20 protein-coding genes are annotated in these 20,153 nt (G+C 53.3%); 10 read left to right on the forward strand and 10 right to left on the reverse strand.

The annotated features are described in order from the left end of the window. Positions 1-102 precede the first annotated feature (102 nt). Together AM329_RS06870 and AM329_RS06875 are read left to right on the forward strand one after the other, a co-directional pair. Complete coding sequence (locus AM329_RS06870) at positions 103-1,092, forward strand: 2-hydroxyacid dehydrogenase (RefSeq protein ID WP_003857375.1); 990 nt, start codon at positions 103-105, stop codon at positions 1,090-1,092. 660 nt (positions 1,093-1,752) lie between these two features. After that, on the forward strand, positions 1,753-2,589 hold the full coding sequence (locus AM329_RS06875; RefSeq protein ID WP_032609113.1) for an alpha/beta fold hydrolase: 837 nt from the start codon (positions 1,753-1,755) through the stop codon (positions 2,587-2,589). Positions 2,590-2,676: 87 nt separating this feature from the next. Here AM329_RS06875 and AM329_RS06880 read toward each other — a convergent pair whose 3' ends face one another. Together AM329_RS06880 and AM329_RS06885 are read right to left on the reverse strand one after the other, a co-directional pair. Continuing rightward, positions 2,677-2,850, reverse strand: a complete 174-nt coding sequence (locus tag AM329_RS06880) for a GnsA/GnsB family addiction module toxin (RefSeq protein WP_003857379.1) — start codon at positions 2,848-2,850, stop codon at positions 2,677-2,679. Between the two features lie 308 nt (positions 2,851-3,158). Further along, positions 3,159-3,437, reverse strand: a complete 279-nt coding sequence (locus tag AM329_RS06885; RefSeq protein WP_003857380.1) for a DUF1471 domain-containing protein — start codon at positions 3,435-3,437, stop codon at positions 3,159-3,161. Positions 3,438-3,665: 228 nt separating this feature from the next. Between AM329_RS06885 and AM329_RS06890 the strand changes: the two genes are divergently transcribed. Then, positions 3,666-4,256, forward strand: coding sequence for a DUF4142 domain-containing protein (locus tag AM329_RS06890; protein ID WP_032609112.1), 591 nt, complete (start codon positions 3,666-3,668; stop codon positions 4,254-4,256). A 74-nt stretch (positions 4,257-4,330) separates the two neighbouring features. On the opposite strand, the gene AM329_RS06895 is transcribed toward AM329_RS06890, so the two are convergent. Next, on the reverse strand, positions 4,331-6,427 hold the full coding sequence (locus AM329_RS06895) for a pyrroloquinoline quinone-dependent dehydrogenase (protein ID WP_023314079.1): 2,097 nt from the start codon (positions 6,425-6,427) through the stop codon (positions 4,331-4,333). A gap of 10 nt (positions 6,428-6,437) precedes the next feature. Further along, on the reverse strand, positions 6,438-6,803 hold the full coding sequence (locus AM329_RS06900; RefSeq protein WP_022651139.1) for a hypothetical protein: 366 nt from the start codon (positions 6,801-6,803) through the stop codon (positions 6,438-6,440). 632 nt (positions 6,804-7,435) lie between these two features. On the opposite strand from AM329_RS06900, the gene AM329_RS06905 reads away from it, so the two are divergent. From AM329_RS06905 to AM329_RS06915, 3 genes are all read left to right on the forward strand, one after another. Then, complete coding sequence (locus AM329_RS06905) at positions 7,436-8,698, forward strand: amino acid permease (protein WP_077870388.1); 1,263 nt, start codon at positions 7,436-7,438, stop codon at positions 8,696-8,698. An 87-nt stretch (positions 8,699-8,785) separates the two neighbouring features. Further along, the gene (locus tag AM329_RS06910; RefSeq protein WP_003857390.1) at positions 8,786-9,025 is read left to right on the forward strand and encodes a DinI family protein; all 240 of its coding nucleotides are present in this window, start codon (positions 8,786-8,788) and stop codon (positions 9,023-9,025) included. Between the two features lie 149 nt (positions 9,026-9,174). Further along, positions 9,175-9,858, forward strand: coding sequence for an SOS response-associated peptidase (locus AM329_RS06915; protein WP_032609110.1), 684 nt, complete (start codon positions 9,175-9,177; stop codon positions 9,856-9,858). Positions 9,859-9,917: 59 nt separating this feature from the next. Here the strand turns inward: AM329_RS06915 and AM329_RS06920 are convergent, their stop codons facing one another. Both AM329_RS06920 and AM329_RS06925 read right to left on the reverse strand, forming a co-directional pair. Then, on the reverse strand, positions 9,918-10,409 hold the full coding sequence (locus AM329_RS06920; protein WP_003857394.1) for a DUF523 domain-containing protein: 492 nt from the start codon (positions 10,407-10,409) through the stop codon (positions 9,918-9,920). 108 nt (positions 10,410-10,517) lie between these two features. Continuing rightward, positions 10,518-11,321 (reverse strand): helix-turn-helix domain-containing protein, encoded by an 804-nt coding sequence (locus AM329_RS06925; protein WP_032609108.1) that lies wholly within the window; start codon positions 11,319-11,321, stop codon positions 10,518-10,520. 109 nt (positions 11,322-11,430) lie between these two features. On the opposite strand from AM329_RS06925, the gene AM329_RS06930 reads away from it, so the two are divergent. Next, positions 11,431-12,222 (forward strand): sulfite exporter TauE/SafE family protein, encoded by a 792-nt coding sequence (locus tag AM329_RS06930; protein WP_032610216.1) that lies wholly within the window; start codon positions 11,431-11,433, stop codon positions 12,220-12,222. Positions 12,223-12,348: 126 nt separating this feature from the next. On the opposite strand, the gene dcp is transcribed toward AM329_RS06930, so the two are convergent. Beyond that, a complete protein-coding gene (gene dcp / locus AM329_RS06935) occupies positions 12,349-14,382 on the reverse strand; it encodes a peptidyl-dipeptidase Dcp (RefSeq protein WP_032609107.1) in 2,034 nt (677 codons plus the stop codon). Between the two features lie 143 nt (positions 14,383-14,525). On the opposite strand from dcp, the gene ydfG reads away from it, so the two are divergent. Then, on the forward strand, positions 14,526-15,272 hold the full coding sequence (gene ydfG, locus AM329_RS06940; RefSeq protein WP_015570609.1) for a bifunctional NADP-dependent 3-hydroxy acid dehydrogenase/3-hydroxypropionate dehydrogenase YdfG: 747 nt from the start codon (positions 14,526-14,528) through the stop codon (positions 15,270-15,272). A 90-nt stretch (positions 15,273-15,362) separates the two neighbouring features. After that, entirely contained in the window at positions 15,363-16,049 is a 687-nt protein-coding gene (locus AM329_RS06945) for a GntR family transcriptional regulator (protein ID WP_003857403.1), read from the forward strand. 35 nt (positions 16,050-16,084) lie between these two features. Here AM329_RS06945 and AM329_RS06950 read toward each other — a convergent pair whose 3' ends face one another. After that, positions 16,085-16,516 (reverse strand): universal stress protein, encoded by a 432-nt coding sequence (locus tag AM329_RS06950; RefSeq protein ID WP_003857404.1) that lies wholly within the window; start codon positions 16,514-16,516, stop codon positions 16,085-16,087. Between the two features lie 287 nt (positions 16,517-16,803). Here AM329_RS06950 and ydfZ point away from each other — a divergent pair, with 287 nt between their 5' ends. Next, complete coding sequence (gene ydfZ, locus AM329_RS06955; protein ID WP_003857405.1) at positions 16,804-17,007, forward strand: putative selenium delivery protein YdfZ; 204 nt, start codon at positions 16,804-16,806, stop codon at positions 17,005-17,007. A gap of 44 nt (positions 17,008-17,051) precedes the next feature. On the opposite strand, the gene AM329_RS06960 is transcribed toward ydfZ, so the two are convergent. Further along, entirely contained in the window at positions 17,052-18,515 is a 1,464-nt protein-coding gene (locus AM329_RS06960; RefSeq protein ID WP_032609106.1) for a mannitol dehydrogenase family protein, read from the reverse strand. Between the two features lie 222 nt (positions 18,516-18,737). After that, on the reverse strand, positions 18,738-20,117 hold the full coding sequence (locus tag AM329_RS06965) for an MFS transporter (RefSeq protein WP_032609104.1): 1,380 nt from the start codon (positions 20,115-20,117) through the stop codon (positions 18,738-18,740). Positions 20,118-20,153: the final 36 nt, after the last annotated feature.

Raw genomic sequence — 20,153 nt, forward strand, 5'->3', positions numbered from 1 at the left:
CTACAATAATTCATAGAACTTATTGATTTCAATGAATTTTGAAAAATTGTAAGATAATTTTAAACATGCTAACGTGGTTCCAAAATCACTGGAGAAAGTCTTATGAAACTCGCGGTATACAGCACAAAGCAGTACGACAAAAAGTATCTGCAACATGTTAACGAGACGTACGGTTTCGATCTTGAATTTTTCGACTTTCTGCTGACAGAAAAGACGGCTAAAACCGCTCACGGCTGCGAAGGCGTGTGTATCTTCGTTAACGACGACGGTAGCCGACCGGTGCTGGAAGAGTTGAAAAAACAGGGCGTGAAATACATTGCCCTGCGCTGCGCGGGCTTTAACAACGTCGATCTCGATGCCGCCAAAGAGCTGGGTCTGAAGGTCGTTCGCGTCCCAGCCTATTCTCCGGAAGCCGTGGCTGAACATGCCGTCGGGATGATGATGTCGCTCAACCGTCGTATTCACCGTGCCTATCAGCGTACCCGTGATGCTAACTTCTCTCTGGAAGGGCTGACCGGCTTTACCATGTATGGTAAAACCGCAGGCGTGATCGGTACCGGCAAAATTGGTGTGGCCGCCCTTCGCATCCTGAAAGGATTTGGCATGCGCCTGCTGGCGTTTGATCCGTACCCTAGCGCCGCTGCGCTGGAGCTGGGCGTGGAGTATGTCGATCTGAAAACGCTCTTCTCGCAGTCTGATGTTATCTCCCTGCACTGTCCGTTGACCCCGGAAAACTATCACCTGCTTAACCAGTCGGCGTTCGACCAGATGAAAGACGGCGTGATGATCATCAATACCAGCCGCGGTGGACTGATCGACTCTCAGGCCGCTATCGAAGCGCTGAAAACGCAAAAAATTGGCGCGTTGGGTATGGACGTGTATGAGAACGAACGCGACCTGTTCTTTGAGGATAAATCTAACGACGTGATTCAGGATGACGTGTTCCGTCGCCTGTCGGCCTGCCACAACGTGTTGTTCACCGGCCACCAGGCGTTTCTGACCGCCGAAGCGCTGATTAGTATATCGGAAACCACGCTGGGGAATTTACAGCAGCTTGATAAGGGCGAAGCGTGCCCTAACGCGATCGTTTAAGACCGTCAGGCCGGGTGGCGGTAACCTCTGCCCGGCCAATAACAAGCCCATCAGAAAAATAAGCACAGGTTAACTATTAAGATGGGTAACGTTCATCGTAAATATAACAATCAAGGATATGACTGTTCCGGTGTGACCATATCAGAATGAGACTCTGATGAAGGCTGCGTGATTTGCTGCACTATCGTAACCAGTTGTTCAAAAACAGCTCTCATTTGCGTCGGGTAGGTTAAAGACAACCAGGTTGCCAGCACTGCTCCAGCCAAAAAGCCCAACTTCGTATACCTTCCCTAATAAATTCAGCGAGATACAAGCTTTAACGTATGTGTGGTGCCGGGTGCCTCCCGGTGAGTCGTTGGTCAGCCACCTTGACCCGCTACTGATTGCCTAAGCTACACGTGCTGTTTAGCCCCTCCGCACAGGGGGATTCACCACGCGAGAAAAATAACACAGTGCCCCGGCTGGTTTAGGGGATATTTCGTTTAAAAATAAATAATGACCATACAAATTTAATCTATAACTGTTTTCAGGAACCCTTCTACACTTTAAGCGGATATATCAGTAATAAGATTAATATAAGTCAGTTTTATTACGTCCCTAAATGCTGGGCTATTTACTTAGCCTTCACACGTTTTTGCCATTAGCAGAGGAGTCTGAAATATGGCATTCGTAACAACGAAAGATGGTGTCAGTATTTATTACAAAGACTGTGGTCCGAAGGATGCGCAGCCGATCGTTTTCCATCACGGCTGGCCGCTGAGCGCCGATGACTGGGATAACCAGATGCTCTTTTTCCTTGCAGAAGGCTTCCGCGTCATCGCCCTCGACCGTCGTGGTCATGGTCGTTCCGATCAGGTAAGTGAAGGTCATGATATGGATCATTATGCCTCCGACGCCTCGGCCGTGGTCGAAAGCCTTGATTTGCGTAATGCAGTGCACGTCGGCCACTCCACCGGCGGAGGCCAGGTCGCCAGATACGTTGCGAAGTACGGCCAGCCTCAGGGGCGGGTGGCCAAAGCGGTACTGGTCAGCGCCGTTCCTCCGCTGATGGTAAAATCAGACACGAACCCCGGCGGAACGCCCATTGAGGTGTTTGACGGCTTCCGCCAGGCGCTGGCCGCTAACCGCGCCCAGTTTTACCTCGACGTCGCCAGCGGTCCTTTCTATGGATTTAACCGAGACGGAGCAGAGGTTTCGCAGGGCACAATCCAGAACTGGTGGCGTCAGGGAATGATCGGTAGCGCCAAAGCCCACTATGAAGGCATTAAGGCGTTTTCAGAGACCGACCAGACGGACGATCTTAAAGCCATTACGGTTCCCGTCCTTGTGTTGCAGGGTGATGACGATCAGGTCGTCCCCTATAAAAATGCCGCCCTTCTACAGGATAAGCTGCTCGCAAACAGCGAACTCAAAATTTATCCAGGCTTCCCGCATGGGATGCATACCACGCATGCAGATACCATAAACGCCGATATACTGACATTTATTCGCTCATAAAGACGATGATTATCCATAATACAACCGGGCATCACGCCCGGTTCTCTTTTGCGGCAAGAATTGAGCGACCATTTCAGGAAGAAACGCTTACAGGAGTTTGATTTTTACTTCATACCCCTCGAGGCCCGTCATGGCCTCACGAGCGATAAACTCTATTTCAGAAACTTCCTGCCCTGTTTTTTTTCGTAACTCTGCAATTTTTTTGGCTATAAGCGCTGAAATCTCTTCCTCTGCTTTTTGTGTCAGTGCGTCAACTTTCATCTTTACCTCTTACGACCGTTAACTGTATCCATTCTCTAAATGGTTTTAACCATAACCCTATGTAAAGCGTAGACTATCTGCGTTACGTATGCTGCATTAACCTTGAGATGAGCAGCCTGATGGAGCCGTCACATTTAAACATGCATTTATGTTGCATTATTTGAACAAGCTGTTATTGTCCCAAAGCCTTAGAGCACATAAACATAAGAAAAGTTTTGACTTAAACTCGCCCCGCATCAGGGGCATTTTTTTGGCTGTCTGTAAGCAAAAAACCCGCCAGAAGCGGGTTTTTGTGGTATTCGAGAAAATTATTTAAAGACTTCTGCGACGGCCTGGAAGTTAGGGCCATGCTCGCGGGCAGCGATAATGACGTAGTATTTCCCGCCCTTCTCGTCTGCCAGTTTTGAGAGTTTTTGATGAAGATCTGAAGGTGAAGAAATTTGTCCACCTGAAGCCCCTACAGATACATTACCAAGGTATTCAAGTTTGAAGTGGTGCGCTTCATCCTTGGAAATCATATCTGCCGCAGATGCGCCGAAGCTTGCTACTGTTAAAGCCAATACACTCCCTAATAGTGCTTTTTTCATATCATTCCTCCTGTTGATGAATCTATATATTTAACATTAGCACCAAATATGTAAATGATCCGTATCAATATTGTAGAAGGATTGAGCATCACGACCAGCCATCACTGACCTGAACAGCGGGTGCAGCAGTTTCATCTACTATACTGACCCTTGTAGTGAGCATTTATCTGTCCGGTTGCGCCTGAAGCAACCGAAACTTACCTGTACCATGACCATCAGGAGAACAATATGCACACGAGTAAAACCCTGAAAAGGCTGCTAGCCGTATCAGCAGTTGCAGCAATGTTCAGCACCGTTGGCGTACAAGCCCAGACGACAAGCGCCGCACAAACTCAAACTGCGGGCAAGGCTCAACCGGACGCCAAACTCAGCTCCGGCGACGAGAAAGCGTTGAAGGACATGGCGCAGGCCAATATCAACGAAGTCGCCGCCGCCAGGCTCGCCCTGGACAAGGCCCAAAGCAGTGAAGTGAAAATATTCGCTCAGAAAATGGTCGACGATCACGGCGCCGCGCTGACCAAAGTCCAGACCGTTGCCCAGAAAAAGGGCGTGGAGCTGCCGACCGAACCAGACGCCGCGCATAAAGCCCTGAACTCAAGGCTGGAAAACCAGCGTGGTGACGCTTTTGACAAAATGTATATGGAATATGCTGGCGTGAAGGACCACGAGAAGGTGCTGTCGAAGCTTAAGAGCGACGCCAGTAAAATCGACGATCCGGATGTGAAGGCTCTGGCCAACGAGCACACGCCGGTCGTTGAGCAGCATCTGAAGTCCGCCGAGCAGATGTCAACCCACTCCGGCGCATCAGTCGATAAATAACGCGTCGGTAAAACGACAATTGCAAAACAAAGTGGGGCCCGCAGGCCCCACGCTTATTTCCCCTTCCTGATGAATTATTCCGGCAAGGCGTAGACCACCACCTGATCGCCCACCTGATCCTTCAGGATCGTATTCCCGCCAGCCACAAAGGCCACATACTGGCGACCTTTATATTCATAGACTGACGGGTTCGCTACTGCCGGCGCTTCTGCCTGATCGGACCACAGCTCTTCACCGCTCTCGACCGAGTAGGCACGCACTTTGGCATCCATTGAAGCACCGATGAAGATCACGCCACCCGCCGTCACTGCCGGGCCACCAATGGTAGGTGAACCCCAGCTCTCCGGCATGAAGAAGCCATACTGCTGGGAGGCGCCAACCGGACGACGCCATTTCACATCGCCCGTATGCATGTCCAGCGCCACGATTTCGCCAAACGGCGGCTGCCAGCACGGCATGCCCAGCCAGTTGCTCGCCACCAGCAGACGCATACCGTACGGGGCGCCTTCCTGTGGGGCAAAGCCGCTTTCGTTACCGGAGTCTTTGTCTGCGTTATCGTAATCTTCGCGGCTGTAGAGCTTCACGTACTGGACGATATGCGAGGTGTTGACGATGGCGATCTGTTTTTGCGGATCGAACGCCACCCCACCCCACTGTACGCCGCCAGCGCTATCAGGATAGGTTAGCGTGCCTTCGCCCTTTGTGGTCGGCGGAGTATACATTCCCTCATAGGTCAGGTTATCCCACAGACGGGAGCACTGGCCGCCACCGACGATATCCGCCAGCTTCCAGATTTCCGGTTTTTTCGACTGGTCGAGCAGCGGCGCGGGTTTGGTCGGGAACGGCTGCGTGGGCGAGAGAACTTCACCCTGAACCGAACCATCACCCTGCGGAACCGGACGTTCTTCGATTGGCCATACGTCCTCCCCCGTCAGGCGGTTAACCACGAACAGGAAACCCTGCTTGGTGGCCTGAATCAGCGCCGGGATCTGCTTGCCGTCTACGGTGATGTCCATCAGCGTCGGGGCGGAGTTAATATCGTAATCCCAGACGTCGTGGTGTACCCATTGACGGGACCAGACCACTTTACCGGTGTTGATGTCCAGCGCGGTGGTCGAGGTGCCAAGCGGAATAGCGTCCACGCGGTTGCCGCCCCAATAGTTGGGAGATGGCGATGAAACCGGGAGATAGACCAGCCCGTTGGCCTCATCGGCGGACATGTGCGTCCAGACGTTGGCGGTACCGGTACGCTTGCGGATCTCTGCCGGGATCGCCTCAAAGGTCCATTCAAGCTTACCGGTCTGGGCGTTGACTGAAAATACGGTGCCCGGAGGGGCTTCGGCATAGGCCCAGTCCTTCCCGGCCCAGCCCACCAGCAGATGGTTGCCGACAACGGTTGGCGGTTGCAGGACAGAGAGCGGATACTTCGCGTTAACGGTATTCCACTGGTTCAGATCCAACACGCCGTTATTCGCAAAGCCGCTGCAAGGTTTGCCTGAATCGGCGTCCAGCGCAAAGAGCTTGCCGTCAACGGTGCCCATATAAACCATCTTCTGGCATGCCTCTCCGCTCACCGGATTTTTGGCCTGCCAGTAGGAAACGCCGCGGTTTTTCAGCACTGGCTGGGTCAGCGCCTTGCGCGACGATTTCGTGTCATAATGCCACTTCTCTTTACCCGTCCCCGGATCCAGCGCAATCAGGCGATCGAATGGCGTGCCAATGTAGAGCGTATCGTTGGCGAAAATGGGCGTTGCGGACCAGACGGTAGCTGGCGTATCGCCTTTACCATCCGAGACGTCGCCGGTATGGAATTCCCAGACTTTCGTTAATTTCCCGACATTATCCGCCGTAATTTGGGTCAGGGGGCTGTATTTCTGCGCGTTAAGCTGGCCGTGGAAGCTGTCCCAGGTGGGCGTGCCGGGCACCAGCGGCGTCGCGGGCTGGCTGGCCGAGGCGACTTTCTTTCCGTCACCGCTGCCGGTTGAGGCATCGTCGGTGGTTTTTGTGGTTCCGGGTGCCTGCTGATCGGCGGCATCAATGTTAAGTGATTCCTGGGTCCCCTGAGAGGCCTCAGTGGCCTTATCCTGCGCCTGTAGCGCGAGCGGAGCGACCAGCAGCGCCAGCGCCGTCATGCTGACTTTTATGAAGGGATAATGCTTATCGTTGTGCACGGGCGGCTCCTCAGCTTCTGACGCGATGGTTGTAACGGGCGGAATGGCTGCTCAGCATAATCAGACCAATCAGGCCGACCACCATGGCTGCCGTTATGATGTATTGGTGCAGCAGCGCGGCGGCAAAACCAATACCCGCCAACACCACCAGGGTGACAATAATCAGGAAAACGCGCGCCCCGCGGCGCGATGCCGCGCGTAGCATAACGGTCAGGATCGCCAGCACTACGCTGGCAATGACCACGCCCAGTGCGCCAATGGTGCCAGTGACGCCGGTAAGCGGCGTCCACCAGGCGTATAGCGCCACCGCGAAGGCTATTATCGCGGTCAGCAGCAGCAACATGCTGCCGACCCGCGAGGATTGAGAATGCAACATACCAGGAATCCCCCTCTAAAAATGCAAAATTGACCATTATTAAGGCGTTTTCGTGGATATATGCCCCTGCTGCCCGCCGCTATTAAGGCAACGCGACGTGTGGAGCGGCGGCATATTTCACTAAACGTAACTGAGTATAGAAGAGGATTTTTTTATGGGGCGTTTAATAGCAGGCATACGACGCCTTGTGCCCCTTCGCCACCATAAAGATAGCGTTATGTTACAAGACAGTTCGAAAGCTACGAGCAGGTTACGTGATTGTCTATATCCTGTTTTTTAATTTGAGGCATAACGGGATAATTTTCCATCCAATAAAATAATTAAATAAGCCCCCCTTCAATATGATGGCGCCTTATGTTACTTAATAAAACAGGGTTTTTATTTTTTAATTAACAGACGTGCAGGCAGGGAAAGTCAGTCGTTATTTGTTCGTTAATTTAACAAATCCCCTTCTTAATTAACCGCCTGTTAAAGCATCGTCAAAGAATAACGATAGTTATTGCAGGCATACACATAAGGTTTACGGTATGCGAAATCAAACCCCTCCCACCCGTGGTGTAATGGCGCAGCAACGACTACAGGCAGATAAAAACTAAATAAGTCGTCGCTCCTCTAACAACGCGGTAAATATGATGAATAAAGCCACCACTCTCTCAGCTAATATTACAACACGCTCTAACTGGCACTGGCAGGATAACATCTGGACGCTGGGCCTCTACGGTACAGCCGTCGGGGCGGGAACGCTGTTCCTGCCCGTGGAAATCGGCACCCGTGGTCCGGTTATTTTCCTGGTCATGCTCCTGCTGGGGCTGCCGTTATCCCTGATCCCCCATTTACTCCTTTGTCGTGTGTATATGCGAGAAGAGAAGAATGAAAACGGCACGTTGCCGATCTTCGGCTCCTTCTTCAGCGGACGGGGTGAAAAGCTGATCACCCTGTTCTATTGTGTGACCTTCTTCCCGGTAACCCTGGTTTACGGGGTGGCGCTGATTAATGCGCTGAGTAATTTACTGGTGGAGCATCTGCATATTACCGCCCTCAGCCGTGGGCCATTGTCGTTTATCGTGGTTGCCGCACTTTATGTGGTGCTTAGCAAGGGCCGGGACAGAGTCGTGGCCATTATGAGCGCGCTGGCGCTGCCGTTCGCGGCATCTGTACTGCTGATCGCCGTATCACTTATCCCGGGATGGCATCTGTCTAACCTGACCGATACGGCCGCTGAAATGAACGCCACGCCGCTGCCGGTAACGCTGAAAAATATCTGGCTGACGCTGCCGCTTATTACCTTCTCGTTTTGCTGTGCGCCTATGGTCTCCCCGCTGAGCTCTTACTACCGGGAGAGGAAAGCGGAGGGCGAGAAAAAGGCACTGTTCGTGATCCGCATCGCCTATTTAGCCATCTTCGCCAGTATCCTCTTTTTCGTGCTGAGCTGCGTGCTGGGGATCCCGCATGACAACTTTGTACGGGCGAAGGCGGAAAACCTGAATGTGCTGTCCGTGATGAAAGGAAACGGTGATGTCAGCCTGATTTACCACATTGCCCCGCTCATCGCTATCATCGGTATGACGAAATCCTTTCTCGGCGTAGGCCTGTCGGTCGCACAAACGTTTGGTCAGCTGGCTGCCAGCGTATCCGGCAAAAAGGCCAGCGCCAGCAAGCGGCTGGCCTCTCTGGCGCTGTTCCTGCTGACCTATGGCATTGTTTATGCCAATCCGGATGTGCTCAGCCTGATTGAAATGTTCTGCGGACCACTGATCGCGGTGATCCTGTTCCTTATCCCTGCGTACCTCATATACACCCGCCCCTCGCTGGCGGAGCTTCGCGGCGTGACGGTGTTTCTGGTTGTTCTGGGCGGACTGGCAACGCTGTCTGCATTGCTCTGGACAATGCTTTAGCCTGAACGCCGTTTGACTGTACCCATATACAGTAGTATTTTACGTTCAGGCTGAATCACATGCGTAATATCCATAAGGTAAACAATCATGTTTGTGGAACTGGTTTATGACAAGCGAAACGTACAGGGGCTGGAGGGAGCCAGGGAAATCATCCTGGCCGAGCTGACAAAACGCGTGCACCGGATTTTTCCTGATGCCAGCGTGACGGTTAAGCCAATGCAAGCGAACGGCCTGAACAGCGACGCCAGCAAAAGCGACCGTGAAAAGCTTAACCGCATGCTCGAGGAGATGTTCGAAGAGTCGGATATGTGGTTGATACAAGAGTAACCGGGCGCAAAGCCCGGCTCTGTTTTCAACTAACAATACCCCTGTGTATTCAGGCCGCGATTTTCCAGCATCGGTTCAATCTCAGAAGCATGCCCGCGCGACTTTTTCTCCCTGCCCTATACTTTCAGTCTGACTGACTGGAGGTTTCTATGTGTGGACGTTTTGCACAAGCCCAAACCCGTGAAGAATATCTGGCTTACCTGGCCGACGAAGGCGAACGCGATATCGCATATGACCCTGAACCCATTGGCCGCTACAACGTTGCGCCCGGTACCAAAGTGCTGCTGTTAAGCGAACGTGACAAACAACTGCACCTCGATCCGGTATTCTGGGGCTACGCGCCTGGATGGTGGGACAAAGCACCACTGATTAACGCGCGTGTAGAAACCGCAGCCACCAGCAGAATGTTTAAACCTCTTTGGCAGCATGGCCGGGCGATCTGCTTTGCCGATGGGTGGTTCGAATGGAAAAAGGAAGGCGACAAGAAACAGCCGTATTTTATTCATCGGGCCGACGGGCAGCCGATATTCATGGCGGCGATCGGCAGTACGCCGTTTGAGCGCGGCGATGAAGCCGAGGGATTTCTCATAGTGACCTCTGCTGCGGATAAAGGCCTCATTGATATACACGATCGACGGCCGCTGGTTCTGTCGCCAGAAGCAGCAAGAGAATGGATGCGACAGGATGTTGGCGGGAAAAAAGCGGAAGAGATCATTGCCGACGGTACAGTACCCGCCGACGAGTTTATTTGGCATGCTGTAACTCGCGCCGTGGGGAACGTGAAGAATCAGGGGGCGGAGTTAATCGAGGTGGCTCATAAAATGGAAAAATGAGCTGCATACCCATTATGACTAGGAAGCAATGCCGCTCGGCGTTAATCCTGGAGAATCGTTCATTCCCTTTCTTCAATCCAGTTCACAAGCTCCGCAAACTGAGTTTCTGAAAATACCGCAATACCATGCTCGGAGAGTAATGACGCTGCCACTCCCATACCCGATTTACGCTGATTACTGAAAGAACCGTTGTAGATAAACTGAGTTCCGCACGTTGGACTACCATCAGTTAACAAAGCAGCAGTACATCCTGCTTCTTGTGCTGCTCGCAGTGCCAGCCAGGCTGCAAGTTGATAATGCCCGGTAACATCTGTTCCGGTGTTTTCAATTATTCTGGCTTGTCCACGCATTACGTCTTTACCCTCAGCAGACATAATCTCAGCGGGTGGTCTCGGAACAGGTAGCCCCGCAGCCAACTCAGGGCAGTGGATCACCAGGCGCTGCTCCTGTTGCCAGCGAGCAAGTTGATGAGTCATCTGCGCTTTCTCTTTCCCGTTATAACGGACTTTAAGGCCCATCAGGCAGGCACTGACCAGTATTTTATTTATCATTGTTTAATAGTATTAAGATCCAAAACGCCTACGACTTTAACACCTTAACCCTTCTCATGAATTAAAGAATTTGACGTGGCAGCGTCTTTAGCTGGTACATAGCTGACGCTATGATCGGTGCCCTGTCCCGTGGAACTTTTTGAATAATGCCGGGTGATAATACGAAGGTGGCTGTCCTGTGACACGGCGGAACATCGTTGCGAAGGATGATGCATTATCGTATCCAAGAGTCAAGGCTACTTCATTTACGGGTTTTCCCGTTATCAACAATGCCAGCGCGCTAACCACGCATGCTCGTTGGCGCCAGACAGAAAATGACATGCCCATTTGCGTAAGGAAATGGCGACGAAAGGTGCTGTCGCTCATGAACAGCGCATTTGCCCAGCGCTCTGCTGGATCATGGATTGAGGGATTGAGTAAAAACGCCTGACAAAGAGCCAGTAGGGCCGGATGTCGCGGCAGCGGAATATCGAATTCGCGAACCGGCATAGCCGCCAGCTCCAATATCATCAGATTTATCAGTGCACGGTCACGCGTGCTTTCATACAGTGGCGGTAAATCCACTGACTCAAGCAATAGCTGACGTAATAATGGCGATACGCTAATAACTTCACAACGAGGATATTTTAAGAAGGCATTCACGAACTCTGGTTCTATATACAGACTGCGAGTGGTCACGCCAACAAATTTGACGGCGTGCATAGTTTCGGGTGGGATCCAAACAGCATGTTGTGGAGGAACAATCCACTCTCCATCCTTAGTTATGACATGCATTAATCCGGTCGCGCCATATAGCAGCTGCGCGCGGCGATGTTTGTGCTGTGGCAGCATAAATCCCTGCACATAGTCATTGCCTATCGCTACCACTTCACGATCTAGCTGCTCGACCTCTTCAATCTTTACGTTGCGCACACCCGTCTCCTTATGACCGATTTACAAAGGTAATTGAGCGCGGCGCGAATGGGAAGCAGGATGCTACCGGTATAAGCTGCGAAATCATTTTCAGGTCGAGGGTATGATTTTGAATGATATCGCAATCATTGCGCTGGCAGGCTTTACTACCGGTATTACCACCGTGCTTTTTGGCTTTGGCGGCGGCTTTGTCGTAGTACCATTCGTTTATCAACTAATGCTACGGCAGACCGAACTGGCACTAAACGCCATGCATATCGCGGTTGCTACCTCTACATCGGTGATGATATTTAACGCGGGCTGGGTCACCTATCGAAACTGGCGAGCTTGCGAGCTTTCATCGCAAATGTTATTCCCGTTACTATGGTTTATAGCCATTGGGGCTATCGTGGGTTCCTGTCTGGCAGGAATATTTAGTGAGAGTGTTGTTCGCGCGCTGTTCATTTTCTACATGCTGGCAACAATCAGCGATTGTTTGTTGCGTAAGGGTTTTCTCGGAGGAAGTTCTCTGCGTCGCTTGTCATTTCCTGTAGTAACGGGCGGCGGAGTGACCATTGGTATGATAGCCGCATTGCTTGGCGTGGGCGGAAGCGTAATGACGGTACCCCTGTTACGGCGCCATGGTTATGCGATGCGTGAATGCATTAGTGCTTCTAATCCGCTTTCCCTGCCCGTCGCGCTATGTGGTGCCGTGACGTATGCAGTTATTGGCTGGCAAACTATACCTGTGAATGGATTTCTCGGTTTTATCAACCTGAAAATTTTAGGTATGTTGGTACTAACAGGCTGGGCAGGAATAGTTTTTAGCCGTCGGGTTATACCTGCTGTACCTGATATTTGGCACGCACGAATCTATGTCATGCTGCTGTTCCTGGTGTTACTGGCGATGCTATTTCAGTAACCCTCTTTTAAGCGACTAATGGCCCGTAATTATACTTGTCTCAATGTTCCTTTCAGACACAAAGCGGACCAAAGCGTACAAAAAACCGGGCCTCGCGCCCGGTTCTGTTTACACACTAAAAAAGCCTTACGCACTCAATCCGCGATTCTCCAGCATCGGTTCGATCTTCGGATCGTGCCCGCGCCAGTTCCGGTAAAGTTCAGCTAGATCAGTGCTGTTGCCGCGGGACAAAATCGCCTCGCGGAATGCCTGTCCGTTTTCGCGGGTCAAACCACCCTGCTCGACAAACCACTGATAGCCATCGTCCGCCAGCATTTGCGTCCACAGGTAAGCGTAATACCCCGCCGCGTACCCGCCGCCGAAGATATGGGCGAAATAGCTGCTGCGATAGCGCGGCGGTACGGCTGGAAGATCCACCCCCTCTTTTTTCAACGCGGCGGCTTCAAAGGCTTCCACGTCTTCAACGGGCTCCTGAATGCCGTGCCAGTTCATATCCAGCAGCGCGGCGCTCAATAGCTCCGTCATGTCATAACCCTTGTTAAACTGGGTCGCATTGAGCATTTTTTCCCGCAGCGCATCCGGCATCGGTTCGCCGGTTTGATAATGACGAGCAAAGTGCGCAAACACCTGCGGATGGCTGGCCCAGTGTTCATTGATCTGCGACGGAAATTCAACGAAATCACGCGGCGTGTTGGTGCCTGAAAGCGTGGCATAGCGCTGGCTGGCAAACAGACCATGCAGGGTATGGCCAAACTCGTGGAACAGGGTAATCACATCATCCCAGGAGATCAGCGCGGTTTGCCCGTTCGCCGGTTTTTGATAGTTGCAGACGTTATAAATCACCGGACGCGCAGCAAACTCGTAAGACTGCTCAACAAAATTCCCCATCCACGCACCGCCCGCTTTGGAATCACGCGCGAAAAAGTCGCCATAGAACAGCGCCATGCCTTCACCCGTATGGTCGAAAATCTCCCACACGCGAACATCCGGGTGATAAACCGGAATATCGAAACGCTCGACAAAACGGATACCGAACAGCTGCGTGGCGGTCCAGAATACGCCATCTTCAAGCACGGTATTGAGCGCGAAATAGGGTTTGATCTGCGACTCATCCAGCGCGTATTTCGCTGAGCGCACGCGTTCGGCATAAAACGCCCAGTCCCAGGCCTGCACCGTAAAACCGCCCTGCTCGTCGTCGATGACTTTCTGAATATCCGCCTGCTCCAGCGCAGCCCTGCCGCGCGCCGCAGGCACTATTCCGCGCATGAATTCGAGCGCGGCTTCCGGCGTTTTCGCCATTTGATCGGCAATGCTCCAGCTCGCATAGTTGTCAAAGCCGAGCAGCTGCGCCTGTCTTGCCCGTAACGCGGTAAGCCGACGGATCAGCTCGCGCGTATCGTTTTCGTCGCCTTTCTGAGTGCGTTCCCAGCCCGCGCTGAACAACTTTTTACGGGTCTCGCGCAACGCCAGCGCCGCCAGCGCGGGCTGTTGCGTGGTATTCAAAAGCGGGATCAGCCAGCGTTCCTTCAGCCCTTTTTCTGCGGCAGCGTGAGCCGCGGCAGCCATCTCCTCCGCACTGAGCCCGTCAAGCTGGTGAACATCGTCCACCACCAGCCCTCCCGCCTTATTCGCCGCGAGCAGGCGCTGGTTGAACTGGCTGGTCAGGGTGGCGGCTTCGGTATTCAGAGATTTCAGCTCGGCTTTTTCATCGGCGTTCAGACGCGCGCCCGCAAGAACAAAGTGCTGATACGTCTCCTCCGTCAGTCGGCGGGATTCGGCATCCAGCGCCTCGCGATCCTGCCAGACGGCTTCCACGCGGGCGAAAAGCGTATCGTTTAGCCAGATATCGTTCGCCAGCCCGGCCAGTTCGGTGGAGAACTGCTCGTCCAGTGCCTGAAGATAATCGTTGGTGTGTGCGGACGTCATGGCGAAGAATACGCTGCTCACGCGCGACAGCATGGCCCCGCTTTTTTCAAGCGCCAGCACGGTGTTATCGAAGTCCGGCGCGGCGCGCTGCGCGATAATCGCGTCAATGTCTGCACGCTTCAGGCGCATTGCTTCATCAAACGCCGGGCGGTAATGGCTGTCGTTGATCGCATCAAAACGTGGCGCCTGATAAGGCAACAGGCTAATTTCAAAAAAAGGATTGTTGACCGACATCGTTTACTCCTGAGCACGGTATTTCTCCCCAGAGTAGGCCAGCCTGCGCCAGCCTGCAATGGCGTCATACAAATGTTGCCTTAACGACGTGCCGGAGAGCGTGCTATGTTAGTACAACACAAAAAGCGTTGAGGAACAGTGAGATGATTATTTTAGTTACCGGGGCGACAGCGGGTTTTGGTGAAAGCATCACGCGTCGCTTCGTCGCCAACGGACACAAAGTGATTGCAACGGGGCGTCGTCAGGAGCGTTTGCAGGAGCTAAAAGACGAGCTGGGTGACAGCATTCTGACCGCACAGCTGGACGTCCGCAACCGCGCCGCCATTGAAGAGATGATTGCCAACCTGCCTGCCGAATGGCGTGAAATTGACGTGCTGGTCAATAACGCTGGCCTGGCGCTGGGTATGGAGCCTGCCCACAAAGCCAGCGTGGAAGACTGGGAGAACATGATCGACACCAACAACAAAGGCCTGGTGTACATGACCCGCGCCGTGCTGCCGGGCATGGTTGAACGTAACCGTGGTCATATCATTAACATCGGTTCCACCGCCGGAAGCTGGCCTTACGCGGGCGGCAACGTCTATGGCGCGACCAAAGCCTTTGTCCGCCAGTTCAGTCTGAACCTGCGCACCGACCTGCACGGAACTGCGATCCGCGTGACCGATGTTGAGCCGGGTCTGGTAGGCGGAACCGAATTCTCCAACGTGCGTTTCAAAGGCGATGACGCGAAAGCGGATAAAACCTATGAAAACGCGAATGCGCTGACGCCGGAAGATATCACCGAAACCGTCTGGTGGGTCGCGAATTTGCCGAAGCATGTCAACATCAACACGGTTGAGATGATGCCCGTCAGCCAGACCTATGCCGGACTCAGCGTGCATCGCGGGTAATTCACCCTTCCCGGCCTGCGGGCCGGGTATGTGATGGCAGGGAAAAGAATGGTAGTATGTTCAGGTTAACTCTCTGAGAAATCACAACCCATGGCCGCTGAATCGCAACTTAATCCTACCCAGCCCGTTAATCAGCAAATATATCGCATCTTACGCCGTGATATTGTTCGCTGCCTGATCCCACCAGGAACGCCACTCTCAGAAAAAGAGGTTTCGGTACGTTTTGACGTTTCCCGTCAGCCCGTGCGCGAGGCGTTTATTAAACTCGCAGAAAACGGCCTTATTCAGATCCGCCCACAGCGCGGCAGCTATGTAAATAAAATTTCGCTTTCGCAGGTACGGAATGGCTGTTTTGTTCGCCAGGCCATCGAGTGCGCCGTGGTGCGTCGCGCCGCGTCGCTCATCAACGATAACCAGTGCTACCTGCTGGAGCAAAACCTGCATCAGCAACGAATCGCCATCGACCGCAAACAGTTAAACGACTTTTTCCAGCTGGACGACGAGTTTCACCAGAAACTGGCGCAGATCGCCGAGTGCCAGCTCGCGTGGGATACCGTTGAAAACATCAAAGCGACCATCGACCGCGTGCGCTACATGAGCCTCGACCATGTTTCTCCGCCAGAGATGTTGCTGCGCCAGCATCATGATATTTTCAGCGCGCTGGAAAAACGCGACGTGGAAGCCGTAGATAAAGCGATGACGCTTCACCTTCAGGAAATTAGTGAGTCAGTTCAGTTAATTCGTCAGGAAAACCGCGAGTGGTTCAGCGAAGAATAAAACCTCGCCGCCCCCTTTCGGTTGCGGCGAAGTAATTAGCGGACCACTAACACCGGAATAGTGGCGTAGCGCAGGATAGTTTCAGCATTTGAACCCAGCAGATGGGTTGTCATGCTCGGATTTCTTGATCCAATAACAATAACGTCATATTTCCCCTCTTTGCTGAGCTTGATGATTTCATCGCGTACGTTGCCGAAGCGAACTTCACAATCAATATTTTCCGGGGACATATCAAAGAGCCGTTTCAGCGCCTTCATCTTCTTATCAGACTCGGCGGTCATATACTCTTCGAACTTCTTAATATCGGCATTGAACCCCCGCAGTAATGAACGGCTGCTGTTAGGGAGAATGTTGACCAAGGTGATCGTCGCGCCTTCCGCCTTCGCGAGGTTGACCGCATGGCGTACCGCTTTATCGCTCAAATCCATTTCAAACACGTCAACAGGCATCAAAATTTTCTTATACATAAGCCTGACTCCTTTTCCGATGAAGGGTTATTTTCTGTCTCCAGAATGACATTGTGGATATAAACAAAGCCTAAACACTTGCATCCGGAAACTATCAATTAAGGAAAATAACTGTCCGCTTTGTAAAGTGGTGTCCTGAACCGTCAACGCCTGCATGAAATAAGAAAAAAGTGTGAGCTTGATCAAAAGCAAATAATTTCGTTAAAGAGAGGCGTATTAATAGTGCCCCGTGAACGGCAGCCGTCGAATTAGCGCCGTAGCGGATAAGTACGAGAGGAGAAAATACCATGATGACATACGACCGTAACCGAAATGCAATCACCACTGGCAGCCGCGTCATGATTAGCGGCACAGGTCAGTTCGGCGTGATTAAAGCGATCCACAGCGACGGCCTTAATGCCGAGCAGGTGCGTCGTGGTAAAACGGTTGAAGTGGAAGGATGCGAAGGTAAGTTCGAACCGATTGAGCTGATTCGCCTGGGGATGCACTAAGCTGCGCCCCGACATGCCGCCGCGGACGGCGGCATGTCATAGCGTTAAAGCCGGGTGGCGTACTCAGCAACCGTGGCCTTCGCGCCTTTTTGCAGCAACGTCTGATAAGCCTGCTTGACCGCCGCCACAAACACCGCGTTCTTCGGCAGCTCGTTACCGAAAATAGCCTCAATGCCCAACAGCGCATTAACGCGGCTTTCGCCTTCAGCGCTACCGTTTACCGCCGCCTGAATCACCGCCAGCTGCGGGTCACTCACCTCAATCGGGTTACCCTGCTCATCCACACCGCCGACATAACGCATCCAGCCCGCCACACCGAGGGCCAGCAGCGGGAAGGGTTTCTGGTGGACCAGGTGCCAGCGCACGGAATCGAGCATCCGCTGCGGCAATTTCTGGCTACCGTCCATGGCGATTTGCCAGGTGCGGTGACGCAGGGCCGGATTGCTGTAGCGCGCGATCAACAGGTCAGCATAGTGAGCTAAATCCACCCCCTTTACTTTCAGAGTCGGCGCCTGCTCTTTCAGCATCAGCGCATGCGCGGCTGCGCGATAATGTTCATCTTCCATGCAGTCGTTAATGTGCTGATAACCGGCAAGGTAGCCGAGATAGGCCAGGAACGAGTGGCTGCCGTTAAGCATTCGCAGCTTCATCTCTTCAAACGGAATGACATCAGAAACCAGTTCCGCACCGGCCTTTTCCCACTTTGGACGTCCGGCGACGAAATTATCTTCCACCACCCACTGGCGGAACGGCTCGCAGGCGACACCTGCCGGATCGCGTACGCCGGTCAGCTGTTCGATTTTATCCAGCGTGTCAGCCGTGACGGCGGGCACAATACGGTCCACCATGGTTGACGGGAAGGTGACGTTCGCTTCAATCCAGTCGGCCAGTTCGCCGTCAACAGCGCGCGCGTAGGCGCAGGTGACATTGCGCATCACGTGGCCGTTCTCCGGCATGTTATCGCATGACATCACGCTGAATGCTGGCAGCCCCGCCGCCTTACGCCGCGCCAGCGCTTCAACCACAACGCCCGGCGCAGATTTCGGCTGATGGGGGTTTTGCAGGTCGGCAACGATTAACGGATGATCGAACATCAGTTGTCCTGTTGCCGGGGAATGGCAATACCCTTTCTCGGTGATGGTCAGGGAAACAATGGCGACCTGTGGCTCGCACAGCGCCGCCAACACGGTTTCCAGCCCGTCGACCTGCGCATGCAGCGCGTTTTTGACGACGCCGACCACGCGCGCTGTCCACGCATCGGCAGACATCTCTGCCACGGTATAAAGGTTATCCTGTGCCTTCAGATCGGCGATCTGCTGTTCGCCGCCAATCAGGTTAACTTCGCAGTAACCCCAGTCGCTGCCCTGTTCTGCGGCGAGTATATCGGTGTACACCGCCTGGTGTGCGCGGTGAAACGCGCCAAACCCTAAATGAACAATGCGTGCCTTGAGGCTGTCGCGATCGTACTGAGGACGCGTTGCCTTCGCCTGTAATAACTGGTTTTCCATGATTGAGACTCGTTAATTAATGAAAGCTGTGATCCGCTGCCGCTTCCTTTTAAGAGCGGCAGCGCCTGCTGACTATACCAACTAGAATGGCAGTCGGAGTCAAAAACGCTGCCATTAACCATACTGATACGTCGTTTTCAGATCTTGATTTACATTAACTTTTCGCCATGTGGTGTGACATCAGTGAAAAGTTGTGTGACAGGTAGCGCAAGATATAAACCATTAACGCCGTGAAGAGAGCGCGCCGTAGGCTACCGCTTCTTTACGCGGCGCTTCGGCTGCATCTTCGGCTTCACTCAGATCGCGGTCGCGCACTTCCGGCATCAGCAAAGCGGAGACCAGCCCAATCAGCGAGTACGCCACCAGCATCGCCACAATTGGCCACCAGGACCCGGTCATATTGCAGAAGATCCCCGCCAGCACCGGACCAAAGCCTACGGCCACCAGCCCTCCCGCCTCTTTCGAGATTGCCATGCGGGTAAAGCGGTTCCGCGAACCAAACATCTCTGCCATGGTGATGTTTTCCAGCGCAAACAGCCCGAGGACCGCAAAGTTATGAATAACGATGATAGAGAGCATAATCACGCCCGGCGCGTAACTCTTATCGACGATAATCGACAGCATCGGGTAAGCCAGAATAATGGCTGAAATGTTAAGGAGAATATACGGCAGACGGCGCCCCACTTTATCGGACAGCCAGCCCAGCAGCGGGATGGTGAGGAAGCCGAGAATCGAACTGATCATCAGCGCATCGGTTGGGATCGCCTTATCAAATAACAGCGTCTGCACCAGATACCCGGCAAGGAAGGTCTGGATAAGCCCAGAGTTACCGGCCTGGCCAAAGCGCAGCCCCGTCGCCAGCCAGAACGATTTGCTCTTAAACATCGCGCCTAATGAGGTATCCTGCGCCGCCGCTGGCGCAACGGTTTCGGCGTCGTTAACCTTCTCAAACACCGGGCTCTCTTTAAGGTTCATACGCAGCCAGATGGCGAAGATCATCACCACCACGCTGGCGAGGAATGGCACGCGCCAGCCCCAGGCAATAAGTTCTTCACGATCGAGGGCAAAGAACATCACGGCCCAGATCGCCGTGGCGCTCAGCGTTCCGCAGTTGGTGCCCATGGCCACCAGCGAGGAGATGATGCCGCGTTTACCCTTCGGCGCGTACTCCGCCAGCATGGTGCCCGCACCGGAGATTTCTGCCCCCGCGCCCAGCCCCTGAATAATACGCAGCGTCACCAGCAGCACCGGTGCGAAAATCCCGATCTGCGCGTAGGTCGGCAGCACGCCGATTAAGGTGGTGCAGATCCCCATCATGGTGATGGTGATAAACAGCACTTTTTTACGGCCAATTCTGTCGCCCATTCTGCCGAAGATAAATGCCCCGACGATACGCGCGATGTAGCCTGCGCCGTAGGTGCCCATCGCCAGGATCAGCGCCATGGCCGCCGATTGCTCAGGGAAGAAAATTTCATGAAACACCAGCGCGGCGCCAAGGGAGTAGAGCTGGAAATCCATAAATTCCAGGGCGGTGCCCAGCCAGCCAGATACGGCGGCTTTCACCAAATCTGACGTACTTCTTTGAGGTTGTGCTTGAGTCATAATGGCTATCTCTGAAAGGTAAGATGCGTACCACTT

The sequence above is a fragment of the Enterobacter cloacae complex sp. AR_0002 genome, from assembly GCF_001922365.1.
Lineage (GTDB): Bacteria > Pseudomonadota > Gammaproteobacteria > Enterobacterales > Enterobacteriaceae > Enterobacter > Enterobacter hormaechei_C.

What these genes read in the sequence shown, in the direction of transcription:
- AM329_RS06870 (WP_003857375.1), top strand. Translation starts at nt 103, where the DNA reads ATGAAACTCGCGGTATACAGCACAAAGCAGTACGACAAAAAGTATCTG.
- AM329_RS06875 (WP_032609113.1), top strand. Translation starts at nt 1,753, where the DNA reads ATGGCATTCGTAACAACGAAAGATGGTGTCAGTATTTATTACAAAGAC.
- AM329_RS06880 (WP_003857379.1), bottom strand. Translation starts at nt 2,850, where the DNA reads ATGAAAGTTGACGCACTGACACAAAAAGCAGAGGAAGAGATTTCAGCG.
- AM329_RS06885 (WP_003857380.1), bottom strand. Translation starts at nt 3,437, where the DNA reads ATGAAAAAAGCACTATTAGGGAGTGTATTGGCTTTAACAGTAGCAAGC.
- AM329_RS06890 (WP_032609112.1), top strand. Translation starts at nt 3,666, where the DNA reads ATGCACACGAGTAAAACCCTGAAAAGGCTGCTAGCCGTATCAGCAGTT.
- AM329_RS06900 (WP_022651139.1), bottom strand. Translation starts at nt 6,803, where the DNA reads ATGTTGCATTCTCAATCCTCGCGGGTCGGCAGCATGTTGCTGCTGCTG.
- AM329_RS06905 (WP_077870388.1), top strand. Translation starts at nt 7,436, where the DNA reads ATGAATAAAGCCACCACTCTCTCAGCTAATATTACAACACGCTCTAAC.
- AM329_RS06910 (WP_003857390.1), top strand. Translation starts at nt 8,786, where the DNA reads ATGTTTGTGGAACTGGTTTATGACAAGCGAAACGTACAGGGGCTGGAG.
- AM329_RS06915 (WP_032609110.1), top strand. Translation starts at nt 9,175, where the DNA reads ATGTGTGGACGTTTTGCACAAGCCCAAACCCGTGAAGAATATCTGGCT.
- AM329_RS06920 (WP_003857394.1), bottom strand. Translation starts at nt 10,409, where the DNA reads ATGATAAATAAAATACTGGTCAGTGCCTGCCTGATGGGCCTTAAAGTC.
- dcp (WP_032609107.1), bottom strand. Translation starts at nt 14,382, where the DNA reads ATGTCGGTCAACAATCCTTTTTTTGAAATTAGCCTGTTGCCTTATCAG.
- ydfG (WP_015570609.1), top strand. Translation starts at nt 14,526, where the DNA reads ATGATTATTTTAGTTACCGGGGCGACAGCGGGTTTTGGTGAAAGCATC.
- AM329_RS06945 (WP_003857403.1), top strand. Translation starts at nt 15,363, where the DNA reads ATGGCCGCTGAATCGCAACTTAATCCTACCCAGCCCGTTAATCAGCAA.
- AM329_RS06950 (WP_003857404.1), bottom strand. Translation starts at nt 16,516, where the DNA reads ATGTATAAGAAAATTTTGATGCCTGTTGACGTGTTTGAAATGGATTTG.
- ydfZ (WP_003857405.1), top strand. Translation starts at nt 16,804, where the DNA reads ATGATGACATACGACCGTAACCGAAATGCAATCACCACTGGCAGCCGC.
- AM329_RS06960 (WP_032609106.1), bottom strand. Translation starts at nt 18,515, where the DNA reads ATGGAAAACCAGTTATTACAGGCGAAGGCAACGCGTCCTCAGTACGAT.
- AM329_RS06965 (WP_032609104.1), bottom strand. Translation starts at nt 20,117, where the DNA reads ATGACTCAAGCACAACCTCAAAGAAGTACGTCAGATTTGGTGAAAGCC.